Below are 18,100 nucleotides of genomic sequence, written 5' to 3'. Positions count from 1 at the left end.
TCCTGCTTCCTGTCAGCCGATCAGTGCGGATACGGCGGGTATCATCGTCACCGCCTCGGTCAGCGGAATGCGCGTGATGCCGGAGTGCGCGAATTCCAGGACTTCGGACAGGACGGCGTTCTTCTGGGAATCGAACGGGCCGGTCACCCATCGTACCGGCCACGCCCGATAGCAGTTCCACGCCACCAGCGGCACGCGGTCGCTTCCCAGCAGCAGCACGACCAGCGTCTGCGTCAGGATCGGATCGCTGAACGTCGATCCCACCGTCTGCGCCGCCCATTCCGACAGAAACGACGGCCGGGTAACATAGCCGCGTTTCAGCACCAGATTGGGCGAACTGGTCTTTACCGGCAGGGCATAGGAATAGTCGTTGACCCCGCCTTCGCGCACTGCCTCGGTCTCGATCTTGGCGTCGAGCCCCGATGCTTCCTGGAACCCGGTATCGGCACCGCTCGCCAACTGGAGCGCGGCGCCGACGCCCGCCACCGCAACGGTGAACGAAAAGGCCGGTGGCGGGTAATACGGGCTGCCGAACATTTACGGGGCCGAGATGACCATCGTCTCGAACGCGATGTCGAGGCTTTCGACCGCGACTTCGTTGCCTTCCGATTTCAGGTCGGTGCCGGTGACCTTGATCGGGAAGGCGTTGTTGAGCGTCCACACCATCTTGGGCGCCGCGGTCTGGTCGAGCAGGCTGACGACCACCGTCTGGCGGGCGATGGTGTTCAGCTTGATCTGGTCGAACCAGCTCCACAGCGTGGTGTCGTTGATGAAGATGCCCTTGCGCATCGTCACATTGCCCACTTTGCCCAGCCCCGGCATCTTGATCGGGTAGAAACTGGGATTGTCGCCGTGGCGATATTCGATCGGCGTATTTTCGGTGCTGAGCCCGGTTACTTCCTGGAAGCTGACCGTGCCCGAGGGAAAGCCCGCGACCGAGAAATAGAATTTAGGAAGCGGCCATACAGCATCTTCGACTTCACCTGCCATCGGAGGATCCTTTCATCGATAATGGGGAAACGGAGTGAATTACGTAGGGCGATCAGACGCCCTGCATCGTCTGGGTGAAGGTGAGCTCGATGAACTCGGCCGGGTGGATCAGCTGGACCGTCACGTTGACGACCATGTACCCGTTGAGCACATCCAGCCCGCTCATCGTCGTCGGAACACCGCACGCGACGGTGAACGCCTCGCTCGGCTTCGCGCCCATCAGACCGCCCGATGCCCACAACTGGGTCAGGAAGTTGGAGATGGTGGCCGTCACCGTGGCCCAGGTCACGCCGTCATTCGCCGCGAACACGAACTGTTGCAGCGCGTTCTTGATCGACTGTTCGATATAGATCAGCGTGCGCCGGACCTGGATATAGCGGTAGTCCAGGCTGTTGCCGTCCAGCGTGCGGGCGCCCCACACGATCGTCCCGCGATTGACCATCGACCGCAGAATGTCGATCGCATTGCCGTTGAGCGGAACGTTGTAATCGCCCTGATCGGCGTCGGTCAGCACGACCATGGGAGCGATGACTTCGTTCAGGGCGATGTTCGCAGGCGCATTCCACACGCCACGATTGTTGTCGTTCTGGGTCCAGATCCCAGCCAAGACGCCGCTGGGCGGCACGACGTTGAGCTTCTGGGCCAGCATCTGCTCGATATTGCCGATCAGCGGCACGGCGTTGGTCAGATACTGGTCCAGTTTCTGGATGCCGGCGGTGTCGGTTGCGGCGGGCGAAGGATATGCGGCGTTGCTTGCGCTGACGAGCATCGCGCTCGAACCGGTGCCGGAAATGACGACGGTGGTGGCGGGGTCGGTGTTTGCCACCGCCGTCGTAGTGCTGGTCACCGGAAAAGCGGCGGCGATGTTCCCGGCGACTTGCTGGAAGCTAGGGGAGAATGTCGCCGTCGTGGTCGTGGTCGACGTGGTTGTGTCCACCGTTGTCGTGATAACCGGAGGATAGAGCGCCAGCGCCTGCGTCGTCAGCAGGTTGTTCATCAGGGTGACGCTGGTCGCGTTGCCCGACAGGTTGGTGTAATCGACGTCGCTCAACCCCAGCAACGACGACTGGAGCGCGGGACCATAGCAGGCGCCGTAGCTGAACCAGTCCGAGGCGGTGCTGATCGCGTCGTAAAAGGCGTTCGCCTCGACCTTCATCGCGGGCGCGTTCCAGTTTTCCGGAACCAGAGCACCCGGCATGTCGAGGATCGCGACGCGGTCCTGCAACGTTGCGGACTGTCGCAGCATCTCGCGTGCGATCGTCTGGTATCCAGGATAGGTTATATTGTTGTTCGTGTCTTTGCCCACGAGCAGGCACGCATCGGGGACCACGAGCATCGTTCCGCCGCGGGTGTCGTTCGACACGGCGAGCCCGGCTAACAGGTCGTCCTTGTTGACCGCCGTGACCGTGGCGGTGGCCGATTTGGTGACCGATTGTTCGCCCCAGTAGTTGCCGACCGAGATCACGAAACAATTGCCTCCGCCGTTCGCAAAGAAAAGCTGCATCGCGGCGAAGAGATTGAACTGCGGGACGAAGGTCGCCGCATTGGCGGTGTTTACCGACGTGCCGACCAGATAGCTGCCCGCCGTGGAGGCGAACCCGCTGGCGGTAAACGCCCCGGACGCCGACTGCGCCTGGAAGTCATAAAATGACAACGACGTTCCGCCAATGGTCAATGCGCCGATCTCGGCTTCCTCGGTTTCGTCGCCTTCATTGGCTGGCGTGGGTGTCGGCGATGGCGCTGGGGCGGGCGTCGGCGTGGGGCCGGGCGTCGGCGTGGGGCCGGGCGTCGGCGTGGGGCTGGGCGCCGGTGTCGCGGACTGCACGACGCCCTGCGCGTCAAAGCCATAGCCGAAATAGCTGTAGTAATCGGCCATCGAGCTGATCGGCACAGCCTGGAGATACATCTGCTTTTTGCTCGACGGCTCCACCGCCGTCTGGGTGTAGCCGATGAAGATCGGCACCGCTGTCGCGACCCCGACGACCGAGGGCGGGAATGCCGAAAACTCGGTTACATACACGCCGGGTGTCTTGCGGTCCTTGGTAAGTGTCGTTGCCATCGCAGTGCTTCCTTTGCGGCTAGAGTGCGGCGAAGTCGCCGGGCGGACGTCAGACGTAGAGGAACATCTCCGATGTTCCGTAGGTGGGCTGGTCGGCATCTGCCGGCCAGACCGGAGCAGGCGGGGCCACCGGAAGCGGCGCCAGCCGGATCATGTTTTCGCCTCCGCGCGGATCGGATCGCAGACCCTGCAGCGCAAAGCGCTGGGGCGACTTCTGGCGCAGGGGCAGGGCGGTGTCGGTGGTGAACAGCGTGGCGAGCGATCCGTCGGGCAGCGGAACGCGGTTCGGCTGTTGCTGGAACGTCGCGTCGGGGCCGTCGATACTGAGATCCGAGAAGCTGCCGCCGGGAATCTGCGACACGACGTAATAGCGCCAATAGGTCTGGCGCGCATCGAACGGCAGGCGATAGAAAACGTCGCCCCATTCCGCGTTCTTGTTTGCGGGATCGAACAGCGACGGCACTGGATAGACCCCGCCGATCGTGTCCTCGGTCGGCTGGGTTAACAGCATGTCGAGCAGCACGAGCGCGTCGGTACGAACAGGGACGTACAGGACCTCGCGAGTGAGGATCGGCGTAACGCGGTCATCGGGCCCGAACGCGAGGATCGTGTAGAGATCGTGCGGCAGGCCGCTGAAATCCAGCGGTACGCTCTTGGCGCTGGGCAATGGTTCGGGGCTGTTCTCTGCGGCAGCATCGGCGCGCTTTGCCGCCTCCTGCGCCGCGTCCTGCGCTGCCTGTTCAGGCGTTGGCCAGTACAGGACGGTGGCGCCCGAAATATCCTCCACGATGATCGATTTCGTCTCCCAGGGCACGGTCAGGTCTACCGCGTCGCTTACGGTCGGGCGCAGCGCATCCGCGCTCAGGAACCGATCCGCGCTCAAGATGGCATAGTCGGTCATGCCATGCGGAGCGCTGATCGGGTAATGTGCTTCCTGGTTACACCCGTACAGGTTCTGATCCGATTGGCGCATCCCGATCGGCAGCGCGGTGATGCCGACAAAGGCCGGGTTTTCGAGCACGAGCAAAAAGGTCAGCCGGGTCCAGAAGCTGCGCGGCGTGCCTTCGCGGTCAGCCTCTTGCTCCAGATAGGTGCGGATCGCGGCTTTTCTGTCGGGCCGAAAGAAAACGCTGAACCCGGCGCGTTCGTTGTTCATCGCCAGCCCCAGCGTTGCCATCAGCTTCGCCGTCGCATCCGTGGGCATAACGTGGAAATCGCTGCAACGCCCCGCATTCTGGGTATAGAAATTATGCGTTATTTCCACCTGGAACAGCCGCCGATAGCGGTTGTCGGTTGCCTGACCATTGGCGTCGTTCGGCGCAGGGGCATAGGAAAATCGTGCCACTCTCATGTCGAACTCGCCGGTGTGGCGGCCTCTTCTTCGGCCACGCCCGCGCCACGTGCGGGATAGGTCCGGGCCTGCATCGCGCCTGCCGTGAAGGGCAGCATCCGCAGCTTGTAGAAGACGCTCGGCAGATATTTGGTGCCGAGCATGCTCATCACATAATTGACCTCGACCGGGTCATAGCTGGACATTTCCAGCGTAATCTTGTCGAGGTTGGGCGGCAGGCGGGGCGCGTTGGCCTGGGTGAACCAGGGATTCTGCTGGAAATAGGCGATCAGCCGCGAAATCGCGCCGAGCCCGTCAGCATAGTTGGCCGACGCGAAATTCGCCATGAATGCGATGTGCAGGTCGATATAGAGCGGGGGCGGCAGGATCGCGAAGCTGTCTTCACCCGCGCGCGCCGGCGTATAACTGCTGATGATATTCTCGCGCGTGATGTTGAACAGCGTCATCACCACCTTGTCCCTGGCATGCTCGTTGACGGAACCGTCGTGGTAGACGGGGCTGGTAAGCACGACCCAATCGTCCTCACGACGATCCAAATTCTGCATATACGCGTTTGAAAGGTCGCGGATTACTTCAAGAACACCGCGAATGCTTGTCATGGTCAAACAGTGCTTGCGGGGTGCGAGTCGTGCAAGCCGGTATCGCGGCGGTTTTCGAGGTAAATTGATCCGAAACCGCTGTTCATTTGTATAATAAATGCGCAGTGTCCGCGAATGTTATTGCGTTTCGTACCGGCCTTCCTTGCGAAACTCTTCGCGGATGCCGCTGGTGATGTCGGCGATTTCGATGCGGGCATCGCCGCGCATGACGGCGCGCAGACAGGCGTGGCGCAGGACGTTGACGATCGCGCCGCCCGCCATCGCATGGTCCGCCGCCAGCTGCTCGAAATCGACATCGGCGGCGACTGCGAAACGCTGGCCGCAGAACATGTCGCGCCACAGCCGGGTGCGCGCCGCCACATCGGGCATGGGAAAGAACACCGAGGACTGGAAACGGCGGGCAAATGCCTCGTCCATATGGTTGCGCAGATTGGTGGACAGGATCACCACGCCGGGAAATGCCTCCAGCCGCTGCAGCAGATAGGCGATCTGCTGGTTGGCGGAGCGATCGTTGGCGGTGCTGCCTTCGGTCCGTTTGCCGAACAGCGCCTCTGCCTCGTCGAAGAACAGGATCCAGTTGCGGTCCTGGGCATGGTCGAACAGCCCGGCCAGGTTTTTCTCGGTCTCGCCGATCCATTTGGAGACGATGCGCGACAGATCGACGCGGTACACCGGCAAGCCGTGATGCTTGCCCAGCAGCGCGGCGGTGAGCGTCTTGCCCGTCCCCGGGCCGCCATGGAACAGGCAGCGATAGCCGGGCTTGAGCCGATACCCGAGCCCCCAATCGTCCATCAGCGTGCGGGCGTGGGTGATCCATGCGCCGATCTCGGCGATCTTGGTGGCGGTGCCGGGATCGAGCACCAGGTCGGACCAGTCGAGCGGCGTCGTGATCCGCTCGGCCGGGAAATGCGCGCTGGGGGACAGCGTGGAGTCGCGTCCGGTCAGCACGCGTTCGAGCGGGTCCGGGGCGGGGCGCAGCATCGCGGCGGCGGCGGGCTCCTCGGAATGGCGCTGGTCGAGCAGCACCAGCCCGCGCCGCAGCAAGGGAGCGTCGGGATCGAACAACGCCAGCGCCCCGGATCGCGCGGCCAGATCGGCACCGCCGAGCAGGAACAGCGCGGTCTCCAGCGTCGGCAGGAAACCGGCATGGTCCTGCCCCGGCACGCCGCCGAATTCGGTGAACCGCCGCCCGGTCGCCTGGTTCTGGAGCAGGAAGGCGTCGAGCGCGGCGGGCGCGACATGCGGCGCGAGCGCGAGGATGAAGACCAGCCGTTCGGCGGCGCCCAGCCCGGCGCCACGCACGACCGCCGCGAAGCGATCGGCGCCGTCGGCCAGCTCTGGCGGCGCGCGCAGCACAGGGGCGCCGGCATCCCCATCGGCATAGGTGGCAAAGCGTGCCTCCAGCACGTCCGCGAGCCAGGCCAGTTCGCGCGCCAATGCTGCCGTTTGCGCCTCACCATTCGACATGCAGGGGCTCCTCCATCCATGGGTGGAACATCAGCCGGAAGCCCCACGGGATCTGATCGACCAGCACGTCGAGCGTCCGGCGCTCGACCGTGATGGTCCAGCGATCCTCGCTCTTGGCGATCCGACCGGCGCGCTGGAGAAAGGTCTCGCGCAGCGCATCGGGCGAGCTGTTGTTGAGCGCAGGCCAATTGGCGAGGACCGCTGTCGTCAGCGATGCGCACAGCGCAAGGTCTGCCTCCTCCAGCACGGTCGACGGCGCGACGGGAGTGTCGATCGGCAGGCCGCACAGCAGCTTGTTGAGCGCCAGCTCGGGCTCCGGCGCATCGAGCCGCTGGTCCACCAGATATTGCAGCGTGTGGACCGCGCGCGTGGCGGCGTCCCCCGCGGCAATGCGCAGTCGCCCCTCGGCATCGGGCGCAAGCACGCCGAGCTGCTCGAACAATCGCGGGAGATAGGGGTGCAGCAGGACGAGTCCGGCATTGGCGATATAGAGGGGCAAGGCGGCATCTCCGGCGGGGGCGTCGATGGGGGCGGTGGGGCGATCGGGGGGCGAAGGGGCATGGCGGGCGCGGATCGCGGCCTGCAATTCGGCATGCTGGCCCTGGCGAGTCAGTGCGACCGCCTGCGAGCGCAGCGCGGGGGCATGACTGCCGGCGCGCTGGGCCACGCGCTCCAGCAACTGCTCTATGGCGGTGCGTGGCGCGGGGATGGGCTCCGCCGCCACCAGCGCGAGCAGCAGCGCGGCGACTTCGGCGCGGGCCCGATGCGCCTCCGCCGGCGCCGCGCGTCGCCATGCCTGGGCCAGCAGCGCGCCGGCATCGAGCAGCAAGCGCGCGCGTGCCGGGGCCAGCCGATAAACGATGCGCGTCAGGATTTCCTCGGGCAATTGCTCCGCCCAGCGCGCCCGCGCTTCGGGCAGCGCCAGCCCTTGCCGAAGCGCCACGTCCAGCGCGGGGTCGCCGCGATCGGCGAGGGTGGCGATGCGCCGCAACCAGCGCGCACGGTGCGCAGCCGGGGCGTCGGCGTCCCCGCCCGCGAGCCAGCGGAGCAGCGCCGCATCGTCGTCAACCGCAGCCGGGGGCGGTGTCTCGGGCGCGGGGGCGGGGCGCGTGGAAAGCGGTGCACCGTCCTCCACAGCCGCCGCGCCGCACAGCGCAGTCGCGACGGCGCGGATGTGCGCGGTGTCGGCGGTGCCGATGCATTCGGGGGCGAGCTTTGCCAGCAGGGCCGCGCCCCGGCGGGTTCCCAGCTGCGACAGGGCGCGGTGCAGCCGAAGGGCAGTCTGCGCCGCGTCGCCGTCCGCGAGCAACGTCGCCAGCGCCGCGCCCGATGCGGCGTCCAGCCATGCCGCCACGGCATCGACGCGTAGGCGATCCTGCGCCCACCAGGGCAGGCTGCCGCGATCGAGCCAATGGCGCAGGATCGCCACCCGGTCCGGCCCGCCCAGCAGCGCGGCGGGCGGTGGCGCAAGCGCCGCGACTGCATCGTTGAGCGCGGCATCCAGCACCTGCGCCCAACCGGCGGCAAGCGTATCCGCCGCCGCATCGGCAAGGGCGGCGGCGAGCGTCGCGGCGTGCCCCGAATCCTCGGGCAGCAGCACCGCGACGATCTCTTCCGGCAGCATCCACAGCAGCAGGCGCTGGCGCAGCGCCGCCGTCCGCCCCGAGTGCGCCACGCTCAGCCTGCGTAACAGCGCCGCGAAGCCGCGCGGATCGGCGCGGGCGCACTCCACCAGCCGGGGCCCGAAGGCAGAGGGTGTGCCGGTCCGCAGGAAAGTCTCGGCCGCCGCCAACAGCGCGGGCCGGCTGTCCGCCGCGATTTCCGCGCCCATCCGCTCCAGGGTCGTCCAGTTTAGCGGTGCCGCGCGCTGTGGCCCGTCATGCGTGGCGACCCCCCGCAGCAGCGCCCGCCGAAACGCGCGGCGATCCCATGTGCCGCTGGCCTGTAGCGCATGCGCCGCGAGCGTCTCCGCCAGCGCCCGGAAGCGGGCATGGTCGAGCGCGGACAGCGGCGCGGCGGCGTGGATTCCGGCGAGGAGCGCGATGTCGGCGCGCACCGCGCCGGCAGTGGCGGCGTCGCGCTGCGCAAGCACTGTCGCCAGCGTGGGCGCGACGATAGGGAGGGCGCCGGCGCCCCCGCCCAGACAGGCATCAATGCGTGCGGCGTCGACGCCGGGAATCTGCGCCAGTGCGGCGGCAAACCGCTTGCGCTGCGTGGCTGCCCCCGCCGCTGGATGGAGCGCGCGGAACGCCGCCAGCCACAGCCGCTGCTCCCATGCCTGGGGCGACAGGGGGGCGAGCGGGGCGTGGTCCTGCGCTTCACACAGTGCGTCGATCGCGGCGCGCAGGCCGGGGGCGCCATCCGGCGCCAGCCGGGCAAGCACGGCGGCGAATGCCGCGCGCGAGAGCCCGGCCAGCAGCGCGGCGACAGCGCGGTCGTCGTCACGGTAGCGCAGCAGGCGTTCGGCAATCGCTCCGTCATCGTCGGGCAGGGGCGCCAGCGCGAGGTCCGCGGCCAGATCGGCCAGCGCGATCGGCAGCGATCCGGCCAGCGGGGTCTGGCGCCGCAGCACGGCCAGCGCCTGGCCCAGCCCGTCCAGCAGGAACGCATAGGATACGCCGCCGATCGCGGCCATGCGGCGCAGCAGCCGCTCAAGCCAGCTGCGCCGATTGAAGCGCGATCCGGCATCGCGGAGCAGGTGGCGGATCGTGAGCAGCCACAGCCAATGCACAAAGCCACGCTGCGACAGCGCCAGCAGCTTGCGACCGGCATGCAACTGGGCCAGGCCGTCGAGATGGGCGAGGATCGCGGCGGCATGGGCGGGCTCCAGCCGCTGGACGATCCGGGCAAAGGTCTCCGCATCGAGCAGGCGGACCATCGCGGACAGGCGGGCAGGCTCGCGCGCGGCGGCCCGCAAACGGCGTTCGAGCGTGTCCGCGCCATCGGCAGCGGAGGGTGCGTCGGCGGCGGACGGGACCTGCTCCGCGATCAGCGCGTGGAGCACCGAGGGAAGCGATCCGCTGAGCGGGCGCTGGCGCCGCGTATGTTCCAGTGCGCGTTCGATCAGGCCGAGCATCGCGGCATAGCTGATGCCGTGCGCGGTGGCGATGCCGTGCAGCAGGTGCGCGACGAAGGTCCGCCGGTTGAACTGGCTTCCGGGCTCGCGCAGCAGATATTCGAGCGACAGCATCCAGAAGGCGCGCCGCATCGCGGGTTCGGACAGCGCGGTCTCGGACTGGCGCACCAGCCCGTGCAGCGCGGCGTGATAGCGCAGGATCAGCGCGGCGTCCGCCGGGGCAAGCTGGCGCAGCAGCGCGCGAAGCTCGCGCTCGCCCAGCTGGAGGACCAGCCGTTCCAGTGCGCGGCGATCCTGCGCGTTCCGGCGCAGCATCTCCACCAGCGCCGCCGGCTGATCGAGCAGCCGGCGAAAGGCCTGCACTGGCGCCTCCGCGCGCGCGCCCATCCGCGCCACGCCGTGGACCAGGTAATATTCGAAATCGGTGATTTCGGCGCGGGCGTGCGAGAGGTAGCGTGCCGGTGTTGCACCGGGACCGGTCGCCTGGACCCGCAACAGGTCGCGGAGCGCATCGCCAAGCGCGCGTTCCAGCGCGGCGGGCACGTCGGCCTCGATCTTGTCGGCGGCAATCCTGCCCAGATCGATGTCGATGCGATCGATCTCGATATGCGTATCGTCGGACGTTGCGGCATCGAACACCCGCGCGATCGCGGCGGGAAAGTGGGTGGCGGCGATGTCCTCCACGCGTGCCCGGACGACCAGCGCATCGCCGAGCGAAGGCGCGGTCACGTCGATCGCGATGCGACCGACATGGTGCTGCATTTCCGGCACGGCGGGCAAGGACGATCGGTGGGCCATGCGGCCTCCATAGGGCGCGGGCCAGTGGACCCCGCAACCTGCACGCCGTCAACCGGCGGTCTGTCCGTTTCGGACTGCGAAAGGTAGGCTTGCCGCCGCAATTTGAGACGGACCGAGTGCCGAGGCACGCGCGCACTATGTTCGCTGACGGCCGTCGGCGCTAAGGCGCACGCTTTGGGGCGCGGGCGGCATCGCTCCGGCGCGCTGGGACATTTGGGAATACGACATGCGGCACTGGGCGATCGGGCACGAAGAGGAGGGCGGCGGGATTGCCGCAGTCGGCTCCGCCATTTTCGGCACCGGGCCGGCGCACGGCGCGGCCAAGACGTCGCTCGCGCAACAGGTCTATGCGGTGTTGATGGACTCGCTGGATCGCGGCGAGATGGAGGCCGGGGGCCGCATCGTCGCGCTGGAGGTAGCCAATCGGCTGGGCGTGAGCCGGGCGCCGGTGCGCGAGGCGCTGGCGGTGCTGGCCGGGCAGGGGCTGGTGGAACTGTCGCCCGATCGCGGGGCGCGGCTGCGGGTGATGAACCGTGCCGACCTGGCCGCAGTGTGCGAAGTGAACGCGCTGGTCGCCGCTGTCGGGCTGCGCGCGGCGGCGGCGCGCGTCAACGATGGCGATGCGGCGCAGCGCGTGGGGATGGCGATGGAGTGTATCCGTGCCGCGCGTGCCGTTGCGCCGCGCCATGGATTCTATCTCGCGATCAACGACTATCACCATGTCATGCACGCCATCGGCGAACGCCCGCATGTCGATTTCGTGTTCGGGGCGCTGAACGTCGAATATTGGAACCGGCTGCTGGCGCGCGCGATCGATCTCGAACGGCACGTCGATCGCTATATCGCCGATTATGCGCGGATCACCGATGCCGTGCTGGCAGGCGATGGCGCCTCGGCAGAGGCGATCATGCGGCATCACGCCGGGTGGTGCCAGGCGTTGCTGGTCCCGGAGCGGGGCCCCGTCGCCCAGTGAGCGCCGCGCGCCGCAGGGGTCTCCCCTCGATACTGGTGCAGATCGCTGCCGGGGCGCTGTATCCGGCAGTCGCGCGCGCGCAGAATACGCAGCCGGCCGACGCGATGCCGCAGATCGTGGTCACCGCCACGCGCGCGGGCGAAACCCGCCTTCAGGACACCGCCCTTGCCGTGACCGCGTTCGATGCGGAGACGCTGATGCGCACCGGGGCGAAGGACATTCGCGACCTCGCGACGCTGACCCCGAACCTGCAAGTGACGCAGAACGCGGCGTTCGGGCAGGTCTATATCCGCGGCATCGGATCGAACAACGTGTTCGGCGGCTCCGATCCGTCGACCACGATCAGCCTGGACGGCGTCTATCTCGCCCGCCCGGCGGCCTATCTCGCCAATTTCCTAGACGTCGAGCGCGTCGAGGTGCTGCGCGGCCCGCAGGGGACGCTGTATGGCCGCAACGCCGTGGGCGGCACGATCCGCATTGTCAGCCGTGTGCCGGGCGACACCGTGTCGGCGCAGGCGCAGGCGACCGCCGGCAATTACGGGCTGTTGCGCGGCGAGGCGTATGTCAGCGGGCCGATCGTGCCGGGGGTGCTTGCCGCATCGGTCGCGCTGCTCGGCACGCGCCGCGACGGCTATCTCGACAATATCGCGGACGGCGGCGAGGATGCCGATGACGAGCGCAGCGTCGGCGTGCGGGCGCAGCTGCGCTATACCCCCGCCGTACCGCTGGAGATCATCGTGCGCGGCGATTATCTGCGGTCGGACGATCATCTTGCCGGCTATGTGAAGCTGCTCCAGCCCGCCGCCGATCCGGTGGCGAACAGCGTGCTGGGCGATCTGGGCACCATCGCCACCAACATCACGCCCGCGTCGCAGCGCAGGCAGAAGGGCGTGGCGGCTGACATCAGCTATGCGCTGGGCAGCGCCACGCTCAAGTCGCTGACCGGCTATCGCGAGAGCCGGCTGGTCGCGGTGTCCGATACCGATGCGTCCGCGCTGAACATTCGCCGCACCGACCAGTTCGAGGCGCAGCACCAGTTTTCGCAGGAGACGACGCTGGCCGGCACGGCGGGCGCGCTTGGCTATATCCTTGGCGCTTATTATTTCACCGAGACGATCCAGGTCCGATCGACCGTGACCAGTTTCGCGACCAACCGCGTGACCTACACCCCGCTGATCGAGACGCGCGCGATCGCGGGATTCGGCCAGCTTTCCTATGCGCTGGGGCGCGTGACGCTGTCCGCCGGGGTACGCTACACCGACGAGCGCAAGGATTTCGATCAGGTCGCGGATCAGGTGAACGCCGCCACCGGCGCGCAGGGCGCCGGCTTTCCGCGCGGCTACACGCTGCGCGGGCAGTATCGCGCGTGGACGCCCAAGCTGGCGATCGAATATCGCCCCGCGCCCGACATTCTGCTGTATGCCAGCGCGACCAAGGGATTCAAATCGGGCGGGTTCAACTTTGCCAGCGCCAACCCGGCACAGGGCTTCGCGCCCGAGACGCTGTGGAGTTACGAAGGCGGCGCCAAGTTCGACCTGATGGGCCATCGCCTGCGGCTGAGCCTGGCGGCATTCCATTATGCGTACCGCAACCTGCAGGTGCAGTCGTTTCTGTCGCCGGGGGTGATCGACATCACCAATGCGTCGGACGCCAGGGTCGAGGGCGCTGAGCTGGAAAGCGTGTACCAGCCCGTGCCATGGGCGCGGATCGGCGCCAACCTGGCCTATCTCGACGCGCGCTATCGCAATTATCGGGGGGCGCTGGGGCCGGGGAACGTGTTGTTCGACGCCACGGGAAACCGGCTGAACCTGGCGCCGCGATGGTCATACACGGTGTATGGGCAAGTGACGTTGCCCGTCGCGCGGGGATCGGCGTTCGCGCGGGGCGAATGGAGCTATCGCAGCCGGCAGTATTTCACGGCGGCGAACAGCGGGCTCGACCAGCAGGCGCCCTATGGCCTGTTGCAGGCGACGCTGGGCTATACGCTGCCGGGCGGACGCTATGACGTGATGCTGTTCGGGCGCAACCTGACCGATCGCCGCTATGTCACCAGCACCGCCGGCTTTGCATCGGGCATTGTCGGGCGGGTCGGTGAGCCACGAGTCTATGGCGTACGGCTGGTGGGCCGCTATTGAAGGAACCGGTGAACCCGGGAACAGGCATGCGGATCGAAGGATATTGCGTACCAGAGTTTGCCGCGGTCCGCGACGCGTTCGCCGACAACTTCCGGCATCGCGGCGAACAGGGGGCTGCCGTGTGCGTCTATCGGCGCGGCCAAAAGCTGGTGGACCTGTGGGGCGGATGGGCGGATGCGGCGGGGACGCGGCCATGGCGGCGCGACACGATCGTCTGCATGATGTCGGTGGGAAAGGGCATGGCCGCGCTGTGCCTGTGGATGCTGGTCGATCGCGGGCGGATCGATATCGACGCGCCGGTCGCGCGCTACTGGCCGGAGTTCGCGGCGAACGGCAAGGGTGCGATCACGGTCGACATGCTGGTGAGCGGACGCGCCGGGCTGCTCTATGCCGATGCCGCGCCGACGGGTGCGGGGTTCGACTGGGACGTGATGGTCGCCGCCTATGCCGCGCAGGCGCCGGCGTGGGTGCCGGGGAGCGACCATGGCTATCACTCCGCCAGCCTTGGCTATCTGGTCGGCGAGATCGTGCGGCGCGTGGACGGCCGCCGGGTCGAGGATTTCCTGGAACAGGACATCGCCGGGCCGCTGGGCGTCGATTATGGCTATGGCACGCGCGGCGCCGATCCGGCACGGGTGGCGGACGTGATCGCCAATCCCGACAGCCACACCTTCACCCAATCGCGCGACCCGGCGACGCCGATGGGGCGCGCATGGCGGATGCGACCCGCCTCGCCCGATCACTATAACGACGCGCGGATGCGCAGCGGCGTGATGCCCAGCACCAACGGGCATGGCAACGCGCGCGCGGTCGCCCGCATCTATGCCGCGCTGGCATGCGGCGGCACGATCGGCGGCGTGCGGTTGATGAGGGCGGAGACGATCGAGCGGATGCGTGCGCAAAGCTGGTTCGGCCCGTGCGCGATGACCGGGCGCACGTTCCGCTACGCGCGCGGCTTTTTCCTGAACGAGCCGCAATTCTCGCCGATGGGCGCCAATCCGCGCGCCTTTGGCCATCCCGGTGCGGGTGGGGCGCTGGGCTTCGCGGATGTCGAGAATCGCATCGCCTTTGCCTACAGCCCCTCGCGCATGTGCGCCGGCGGCGGGCTGGGCGATCGGTGCGCGGCGTTGGTGGAGGCAGTGTACGCATGACCCAGGATTTCGCAGGCAGGGTGGCGATCGTCACCGGGGGCAGCTCGGGCATCGGTCGAGCCGTCGCGGAGGCACTGGCGCTGCGCGGCGCGCAGGTCGCGGTGGTGGCAAGCGCCGACCTGGCAAAGGCGCAGGCGGTGGTCGACTTCATCGAAGCGGCAGCGGGCAGCGCCAGCGCGCATGTCGCCGATGTGCGCGATCCCGCCGCGCTCGACGCGCTGGTCGCTGACGTTGAAAGCGCCAGCGGCAGCATCGACCTGCTCGTCAATGCGGCGGGCCTGTTCCTGCCCACGCCGGCAGGAGAAACGGCGGCGGTGGATGGCGAACGGCTGATCGATACCAATGTGCTGGGCGTGTGGAACAGCATCCAGGCGGCGGTGCCGGCGATGCGTCGGCGCGGGGGCGGGCGGATCGTGTCGATCGGCTCGGTCGCGGGACAGGTCGGGGTGCGCAGCTTCGCACTCTATTGCGCGAGCAAGGCGGCGGTGGCGATGCTCACCCGCACGCTGGGCGCCGAACTCGCGCCCGAGGGCATCCGCGTCAACGCCGTCGCCCCCGGCAACACCGCGACGCCGATGAATGCCGCCGTCCGCGCCGATGCCGATGCCGTGGCCGCGATGGCGCGGCTGACTCCCAGCGGCACGGTATTCAGCGACGCGCGCGACATCGCGAACATCGTCCTGTTCCTCCTGTCCGACGCCGCCGCGCCGGTGCACGGCGCGACCTGGCTGGCGGACGAGGGCGTGTCGGCGGCGATCGGATGAACGAAGCGCCGCGCGCGCCGGGCGCCACGGGCTATGGCTGGTACGTCGCGCTGCTGCTGGCGGGCGCGCACCTGTTGTCGTTCGTCGATCGCTTCCTGCTCAGCCTGGTGGCGGAGCCGGTAAAGGCCGCGCTTCGCCTCAGCGACCTGCAACTCGGCCTGCTGCAGGGGACGGGATTCGCGCTGCTCTATGCCGTGGTCGCAGTGCCGCTGGGGCGGATGGCGGACCGGGTGCATCGCCGCAACCTGATCGTCGCGGGGATGGTGCTCTGGAGCGTCGCGACGATGGCGTGCGGGCTGGCGGACACGTTCGGCACGCTGTTCGCCGCGCGGGTCGCGGTGGGATTCGGCGAGGCCGCGCTGGTGCCCGCCGCCATGTCGCTGCTCGCCGCGATTTTCCCGCCGCGCCAGCTGGGGCGGGCGGTGTCGCTGTTCACCGCCGGCGCGTCGCTGGGCAAGAGCGCGGCGCTGATCGGTGGCGGCGCTGTGCTGGCGGCGGTGACTTTGGCGGGCGGGCTGGCGCTGCCGGGCGGGGAAGTGCTGGCGCCGTGGCAGGCGACCTTTGTGCTGATGGGGCTGCCGGGGTTGGCGATGGCGGCACTGCTGCTCAGCGTGCGCGAGCCGGCGCGGGGGCGGGAGGTCGGTGGCCCCAGCTTCGGGGCTGCGTTCGCGCATATCCGCAGCCGGCGCACCGCCTTTGCCACCCATGTCGGCGCATCGGCGATCGTCGTGCTGCTGATTCAGTCGATCGCGGCCTGGGCCCCGGCCTTTTACGCGCGCTTCCTGTCGCTTGGTGCGTCACAGGCGGGCTATGCCGTGGGCACTGCCACGCTGATCGCCGCGCCGCTCGGGCATCTGGCGGGAGGCATGCTGACCGACGCATTCCAGGCGCGCGGCGCGCGGTCGCCGGGGGCGCCGGTGATCGCGCTGGGGCTGATCGCCGCCATCCCGGCGCTTGTTGTTTTCGCGACGGCGCGCAGCCTGCCGCTCTCGCTGGGGGCTTACGGGGCACTCACCTTTTGCCTGACGCTCGCGGCCCCGGCATCGCTGGCGGGCTTGCAGATGCTGGCGCCGGATCGGGTGCGCGGGACCGTGACGGCGATGTTCCTGGCGGTCACGACCCTTGTCGGGGTCGGGCTAGGGCCGCCGCTGATCGGGCTGCTGAGCGATCGGCTGGAGGGGCTGGACACGGCGTTGCTGCTCGCGGTCCCGGTGCTGGCGGTGGCAGGGGCGTGGCTGGCGCTGGCCAGCCGCGCGCCCTTCGCGGCGGCGCGTTAGGCGACCGGCAACCGCGCCTTGGGAAAGCCCGCCCATGCCGCGTCGTAATCGGGCTGGGCATGGTTCAGCGCATGGTCGGTCGGGCGATAGGGCCAGCAGCTCTCGAGCATGAAGGCCATGGTGCCGTCGATCTTGTGCGGCGCCAGCGTCGCATCGGTCGCGCCCTGCCAGCTGGCGACATCGGGCCCGTGCCCGGCCATGAGGTTGTGGAGCGAGAGCCCGCCCGGCGCGAAGCCATCGGCCTTTGCGTCATAGGCACCGTGGATCAGCCCCATCGCCTCCGACATGATGTTGCGGTGGAACCAGGGCGGGCGGAACGTGTCCTCCGCCACCATCCAGCGCGGCGGGAAGATCACGAAATCGGCATTGGCGCGCCCCGGCACGTCGCTGGGCGACGTCAGCACCGTGAAGATCGACGGATCGGGATGGTCGAAGCTGACCGTGCCCATCGTGTTGAACCGCGCGAGATCATAGCGCCACGGCGCCAGAGTGCCGTGCCATGCCACCACGTCGAGCGGGGAATGGTCGAGCGTCGTCGTCCACAGGCTGCCCAACGATTTCTGGACCAGTTCGAACGGCGCGTCGCGATCCTCGAACCACGCCGCCGGCACTTCGAAATCGCGCGGGTTGGCAAGGCCGTTGGCGCCGATCGGGCCCAGTTCGGGCAGGCGGAACAGCGCCCCGTGATTCTCCGCGACATAGCCCCGCGCCGCGCCATCGGGCAGCAGCGCGCGAAAGCGGACGCCGCGCGGCACCAGCGCGATCTGCCCCGGCGCGATGTCGATCCGCCCCAGCTCGGTCAGCAGCGTCAGCCGCCCCGCCTGCGGCACGAACAGCAATTCGCCATCGGCATCCATGAACGCGCGGTCGGTCATGTCGCGGTTCGCGGCATAGAGATGCAGCGCTACGCCCGTCAGTTCGGCGGGCGGGCGCGTGACGAGCATCGTCGTCATCCCGTCGATCAGGTCGACCGGATCGGCGGGGGCGTGGATGGGGTCCCAGCGGAGGCGGTTGGGGGCGAGCGGTGCATCGGGCACGGCGGGCGCAAAGCGCGGGGCGCCGGCATAGGGCACGAACGGCGGATGCTCGGCACTGGGGCGCAGGCGGTACAGCCACGACCGGCGGTTCTCGTGCCGGGGCGCGGTGAAGGCAGTGCCGCTCAGCTGCTCGGCATAGAGGCCGAAGGCGGGACGCTGCGGCGAATTGCGGGCCACCGGCAGCGCGCCGGGCACCGCTTCGGTCGAGACATGGTTGCCGAAGCCGGGGAAATAGTCGGTCATCGCCGTTGCATCCTCCTATGTCCTGCCGCGCGAGCGGAGGGTGGGCCGGGGTGTGCCTGTCGTCCTGCGGCGGGCACCCCCGGCTCTCTCCCTCTCCGACCTGTGTGCTCGCGATGGCGCGAGAAGAGAAGAAAGTGGTTCGCGCAGAGGCGCGGAGGGCGCAGAGGGGTGGGAGGTGAC

At 68.3% G+C, this 18,100-nt stretch carries 13 protein-coding genes; 5 read left to right on the top strand and 8 right to left on the bottom strand.

The features are described from left to right. Positions 1-12: 12 nt before the first annotated feature. The 7 genes from ACG3SL_RS12380 to ACG3SL_RS12350 form a co-directional block, all read right to left on the bottom strand. Complete coding sequence (locus tag ACG3SL_RS12380) at positions 13-537, bottom strand: phage tail protein (RefSeq protein WP_448661450.1); 525 nt, start codon at positions 535-537, stop codon at positions 13-15. Further along, positions 538-990 carry a phage tail protein gene (locus ACG3SL_RS12375; RefSeq protein ID WP_448661449.1) on the bottom strand — a complete coding sequence of 151 codons (453 nt, stop codon included), beginning with the start codon at positions 988-990 and terminating at the stop codon, positions 538-540. 52 nt (positions 991-1,042) lie between these two features. Then, positions 1,043-3,049, bottom strand: coding sequence for a phage tail sheath family protein (locus ACG3SL_RS12370; RefSeq protein ID WP_448661448.1), 2,007 nt, complete (start codon positions 3,047-3,049; stop codon positions 1,043-1,045). Positions 3,050-3,098: 49 nt separating this feature from the next. Continuing rightward, a complete protein-coding gene (locus tag ACG3SL_RS12365; RefSeq protein WP_448661446.1) occupies positions 3,099-4,400 on the bottom strand; it encodes a hypothetical protein in 1,302 nt (433 codons plus the stop codon). Further along, entirely contained in the window at positions 4,397-4,999 is a 603-nt protein-coding gene (locus ACG3SL_RS12360) for a DUF4255 domain-containing protein (protein ID WP_448661445.1), read from the bottom strand. Before ACG3SL_RS12360 ends, ACG3SL_RS12365 begins: the two co-directional genes overlap by 4 nt. A gap of 117 nt (positions 5,000-5,116) precedes the next feature. After that, positions 5,117-6,466 (bottom strand): ATP-binding protein, encoded by a 1,350-nt coding sequence (locus ACG3SL_RS12355; protein ID WP_448661444.1) that lies wholly within the window; start codon positions 6,464-6,466, stop codon positions 5,117-5,119. Beyond that, positions 6,453-10,340 carry a contractile injection system tape measure protein gene (locus ACG3SL_RS12350; RefSeq protein ID WP_448661443.1) on the bottom strand — a complete coding sequence of 1,296 codons (3,888 nt, stop codon included), beginning with the start codon at positions 10,338-10,340 and terminating at the stop codon, positions 6,453-6,455. Before ACG3SL_RS12350 ends, ACG3SL_RS12355 begins: the two co-directional genes overlap by 14 nt. Before the next feature lie 226 nt (positions 10,341-10,566). On the opposite strand from ACG3SL_RS12350, the gene ACG3SL_RS12345 reads away from it, so the two are divergent. From ACG3SL_RS12345 to ACG3SL_RS12325, 5 genes are read left to right on the top strand one after another with little or no spacing between them, the layout of a single operon-like run. Further along, positions 10,567-11,313: a GntR family transcriptional regulator gene (locus ACG3SL_RS12345; RefSeq protein WP_448661442.1), complete on the top strand. Its 747-nt coding sequence runs from the start codon at positions 10,567-10,569 to the stop codon at positions 11,311-11,313. Positions 11,314-11,348: 35 nt separating this feature from the next. Continuing rightward, positions 11,349-13,448, top strand: coding sequence for a TonB-dependent receptor (locus ACG3SL_RS12340; RefSeq protein WP_448661441.1), 2,100 nt, complete (start codon positions 11,349-11,351; stop codon positions 13,446-13,448). Positions 13,449-13,474: 26 nt separating this feature from the next. Continuing rightward, on the top strand, positions 13,475-14,599 hold the full coding sequence (locus tag ACG3SL_RS12335; RefSeq protein ID WP_448661440.1) for a serine hydrolase domain-containing protein: 1,125 nt from the start codon (positions 13,475-13,477) through the stop codon (positions 14,597-14,599). Continuing rightward, positions 14,596-15,363: an SDR family NAD(P)-dependent oxidoreductase gene (locus tag ACG3SL_RS12330; RefSeq protein ID WP_448661439.1), complete on the top strand. Its 768-nt coding sequence runs from the start codon at positions 14,596-14,598 to the stop codon at positions 15,361-15,363. The genes ACG3SL_RS12335 and ACG3SL_RS12330 overlap by 4 nt, the downstream gene beginning before the upstream one ends. Beyond that, positions 15,360-16,640: an MFS transporter gene (locus tag ACG3SL_RS12325; RefSeq protein WP_448661437.1), complete on the top strand. Its 1,281-nt coding sequence runs from the start codon at positions 15,360-15,362 to the stop codon at positions 16,638-16,640. Before ACG3SL_RS12330 ends, ACG3SL_RS12325 begins: the two co-directional genes overlap by 4 nt. Here ACG3SL_RS12325 and hmgA read toward each other — a convergent pair. Continuing rightward, positions 16,637-17,920 carry a homogentisate 1,2-dioxygenase gene (gene hmgA, locus ACG3SL_RS12320; protein ID WP_448661436.1) on the bottom strand — a complete coding sequence of 428 codons (1,284 nt, stop codon included), beginning with the start codon at positions 17,918-17,920 and terminating at the stop codon, positions 16,637-16,639. The genes ACG3SL_RS12325 and hmgA overlap by 4 nt on opposite strands. Positions 17,921-18,100 lie beyond the last annotated feature (180 nt).

The sequence above is a fragment of the Sphingomonas degradans genome (assembly GCF_053502645.1).
The sequence above is the reverse complement of the archived record's forward strand: the minus strand, read 5'-3'. Positions and strand labels throughout refer to the sequence as shown.

Coding starts and splice junctions, on each gene's coding strand:
- ACG3SL_RS12380 (WP_448661450.1), bottom strand. CDS start 537: ATGTTCGGCAGCCCGTATTACCCGCCACCGGCCTTTTCGTTCACCGTT.
- ACG3SL_RS12375 (WP_448661449.1), bottom strand. CDS start 990: ATGGCAGGTGAAGTCGAAGATGCTGTATGGCCGCTTCCTAAATTCTAT.
- ACG3SL_RS12370 (WP_448661448.1), bottom strand. CDS start 3,049: ATGGCAACGACACTTACCAAGGACCGCAAGACACCCGGCGTGTATGTA.
- ACG3SL_RS12365 (WP_448661446.1), bottom strand. CDS start 4,400: ATGAGAGTGGCACGATTTTCCTATGCCCCTGCGCCGAACGACGCCAAT.
- ACG3SL_RS12360 (WP_448661445.1), bottom strand. CDS start 4,999: ATGACAAGCATTCGCGGTGTTCTTGAAGTAATCCGCGACCTTTCAAAC.
- ACG3SL_RS12355 (WP_448661444.1), bottom strand. CDS start 6,466: ATGTCGAATGGTGAGGCGCAAACGGCAGCATTGGCGCGCGAACTGGCC.
- ACG3SL_RS12350 (WP_448661443.1), bottom strand. CDS start 10,340: ATGGCCCACCGATCGTCCTTGCCCGCCGTGCCGGAAATGCAGCACCAT.
- ACG3SL_RS12345 (WP_448661442.1), top strand. CDS start 10,567: ATGCGGCACTGGGCGATCGGGCACGAAGAGGAGGGCGGCGGGATTGCC.
- ACG3SL_RS12335 (WP_448661440.1), top strand. CDS start 13,475: ATGCGGATCGAAGGATATTGCGTACCAGAGTTTGCCGCGGTCCGCGAC.
- ACG3SL_RS12330 (WP_448661439.1), top strand. CDS start 14,596: ATGACCCAGGATTTCGCAGGCAGGGTGGCGATCGTCACCGGGGGCAGC.
- ACG3SL_RS12325 (WP_448661437.1), top strand. CDS start 15,360: ATGAACGAAGCGCCGCGCGCGCCGGGCGCCACGGGCTATGGCTGGTAC.
- hmgA (WP_448661436.1), bottom strand. CDS start 17,920: ATGACCGACTATTTCCCCGGCTTCGGCAACCATGTCTCGACCGAAGCG.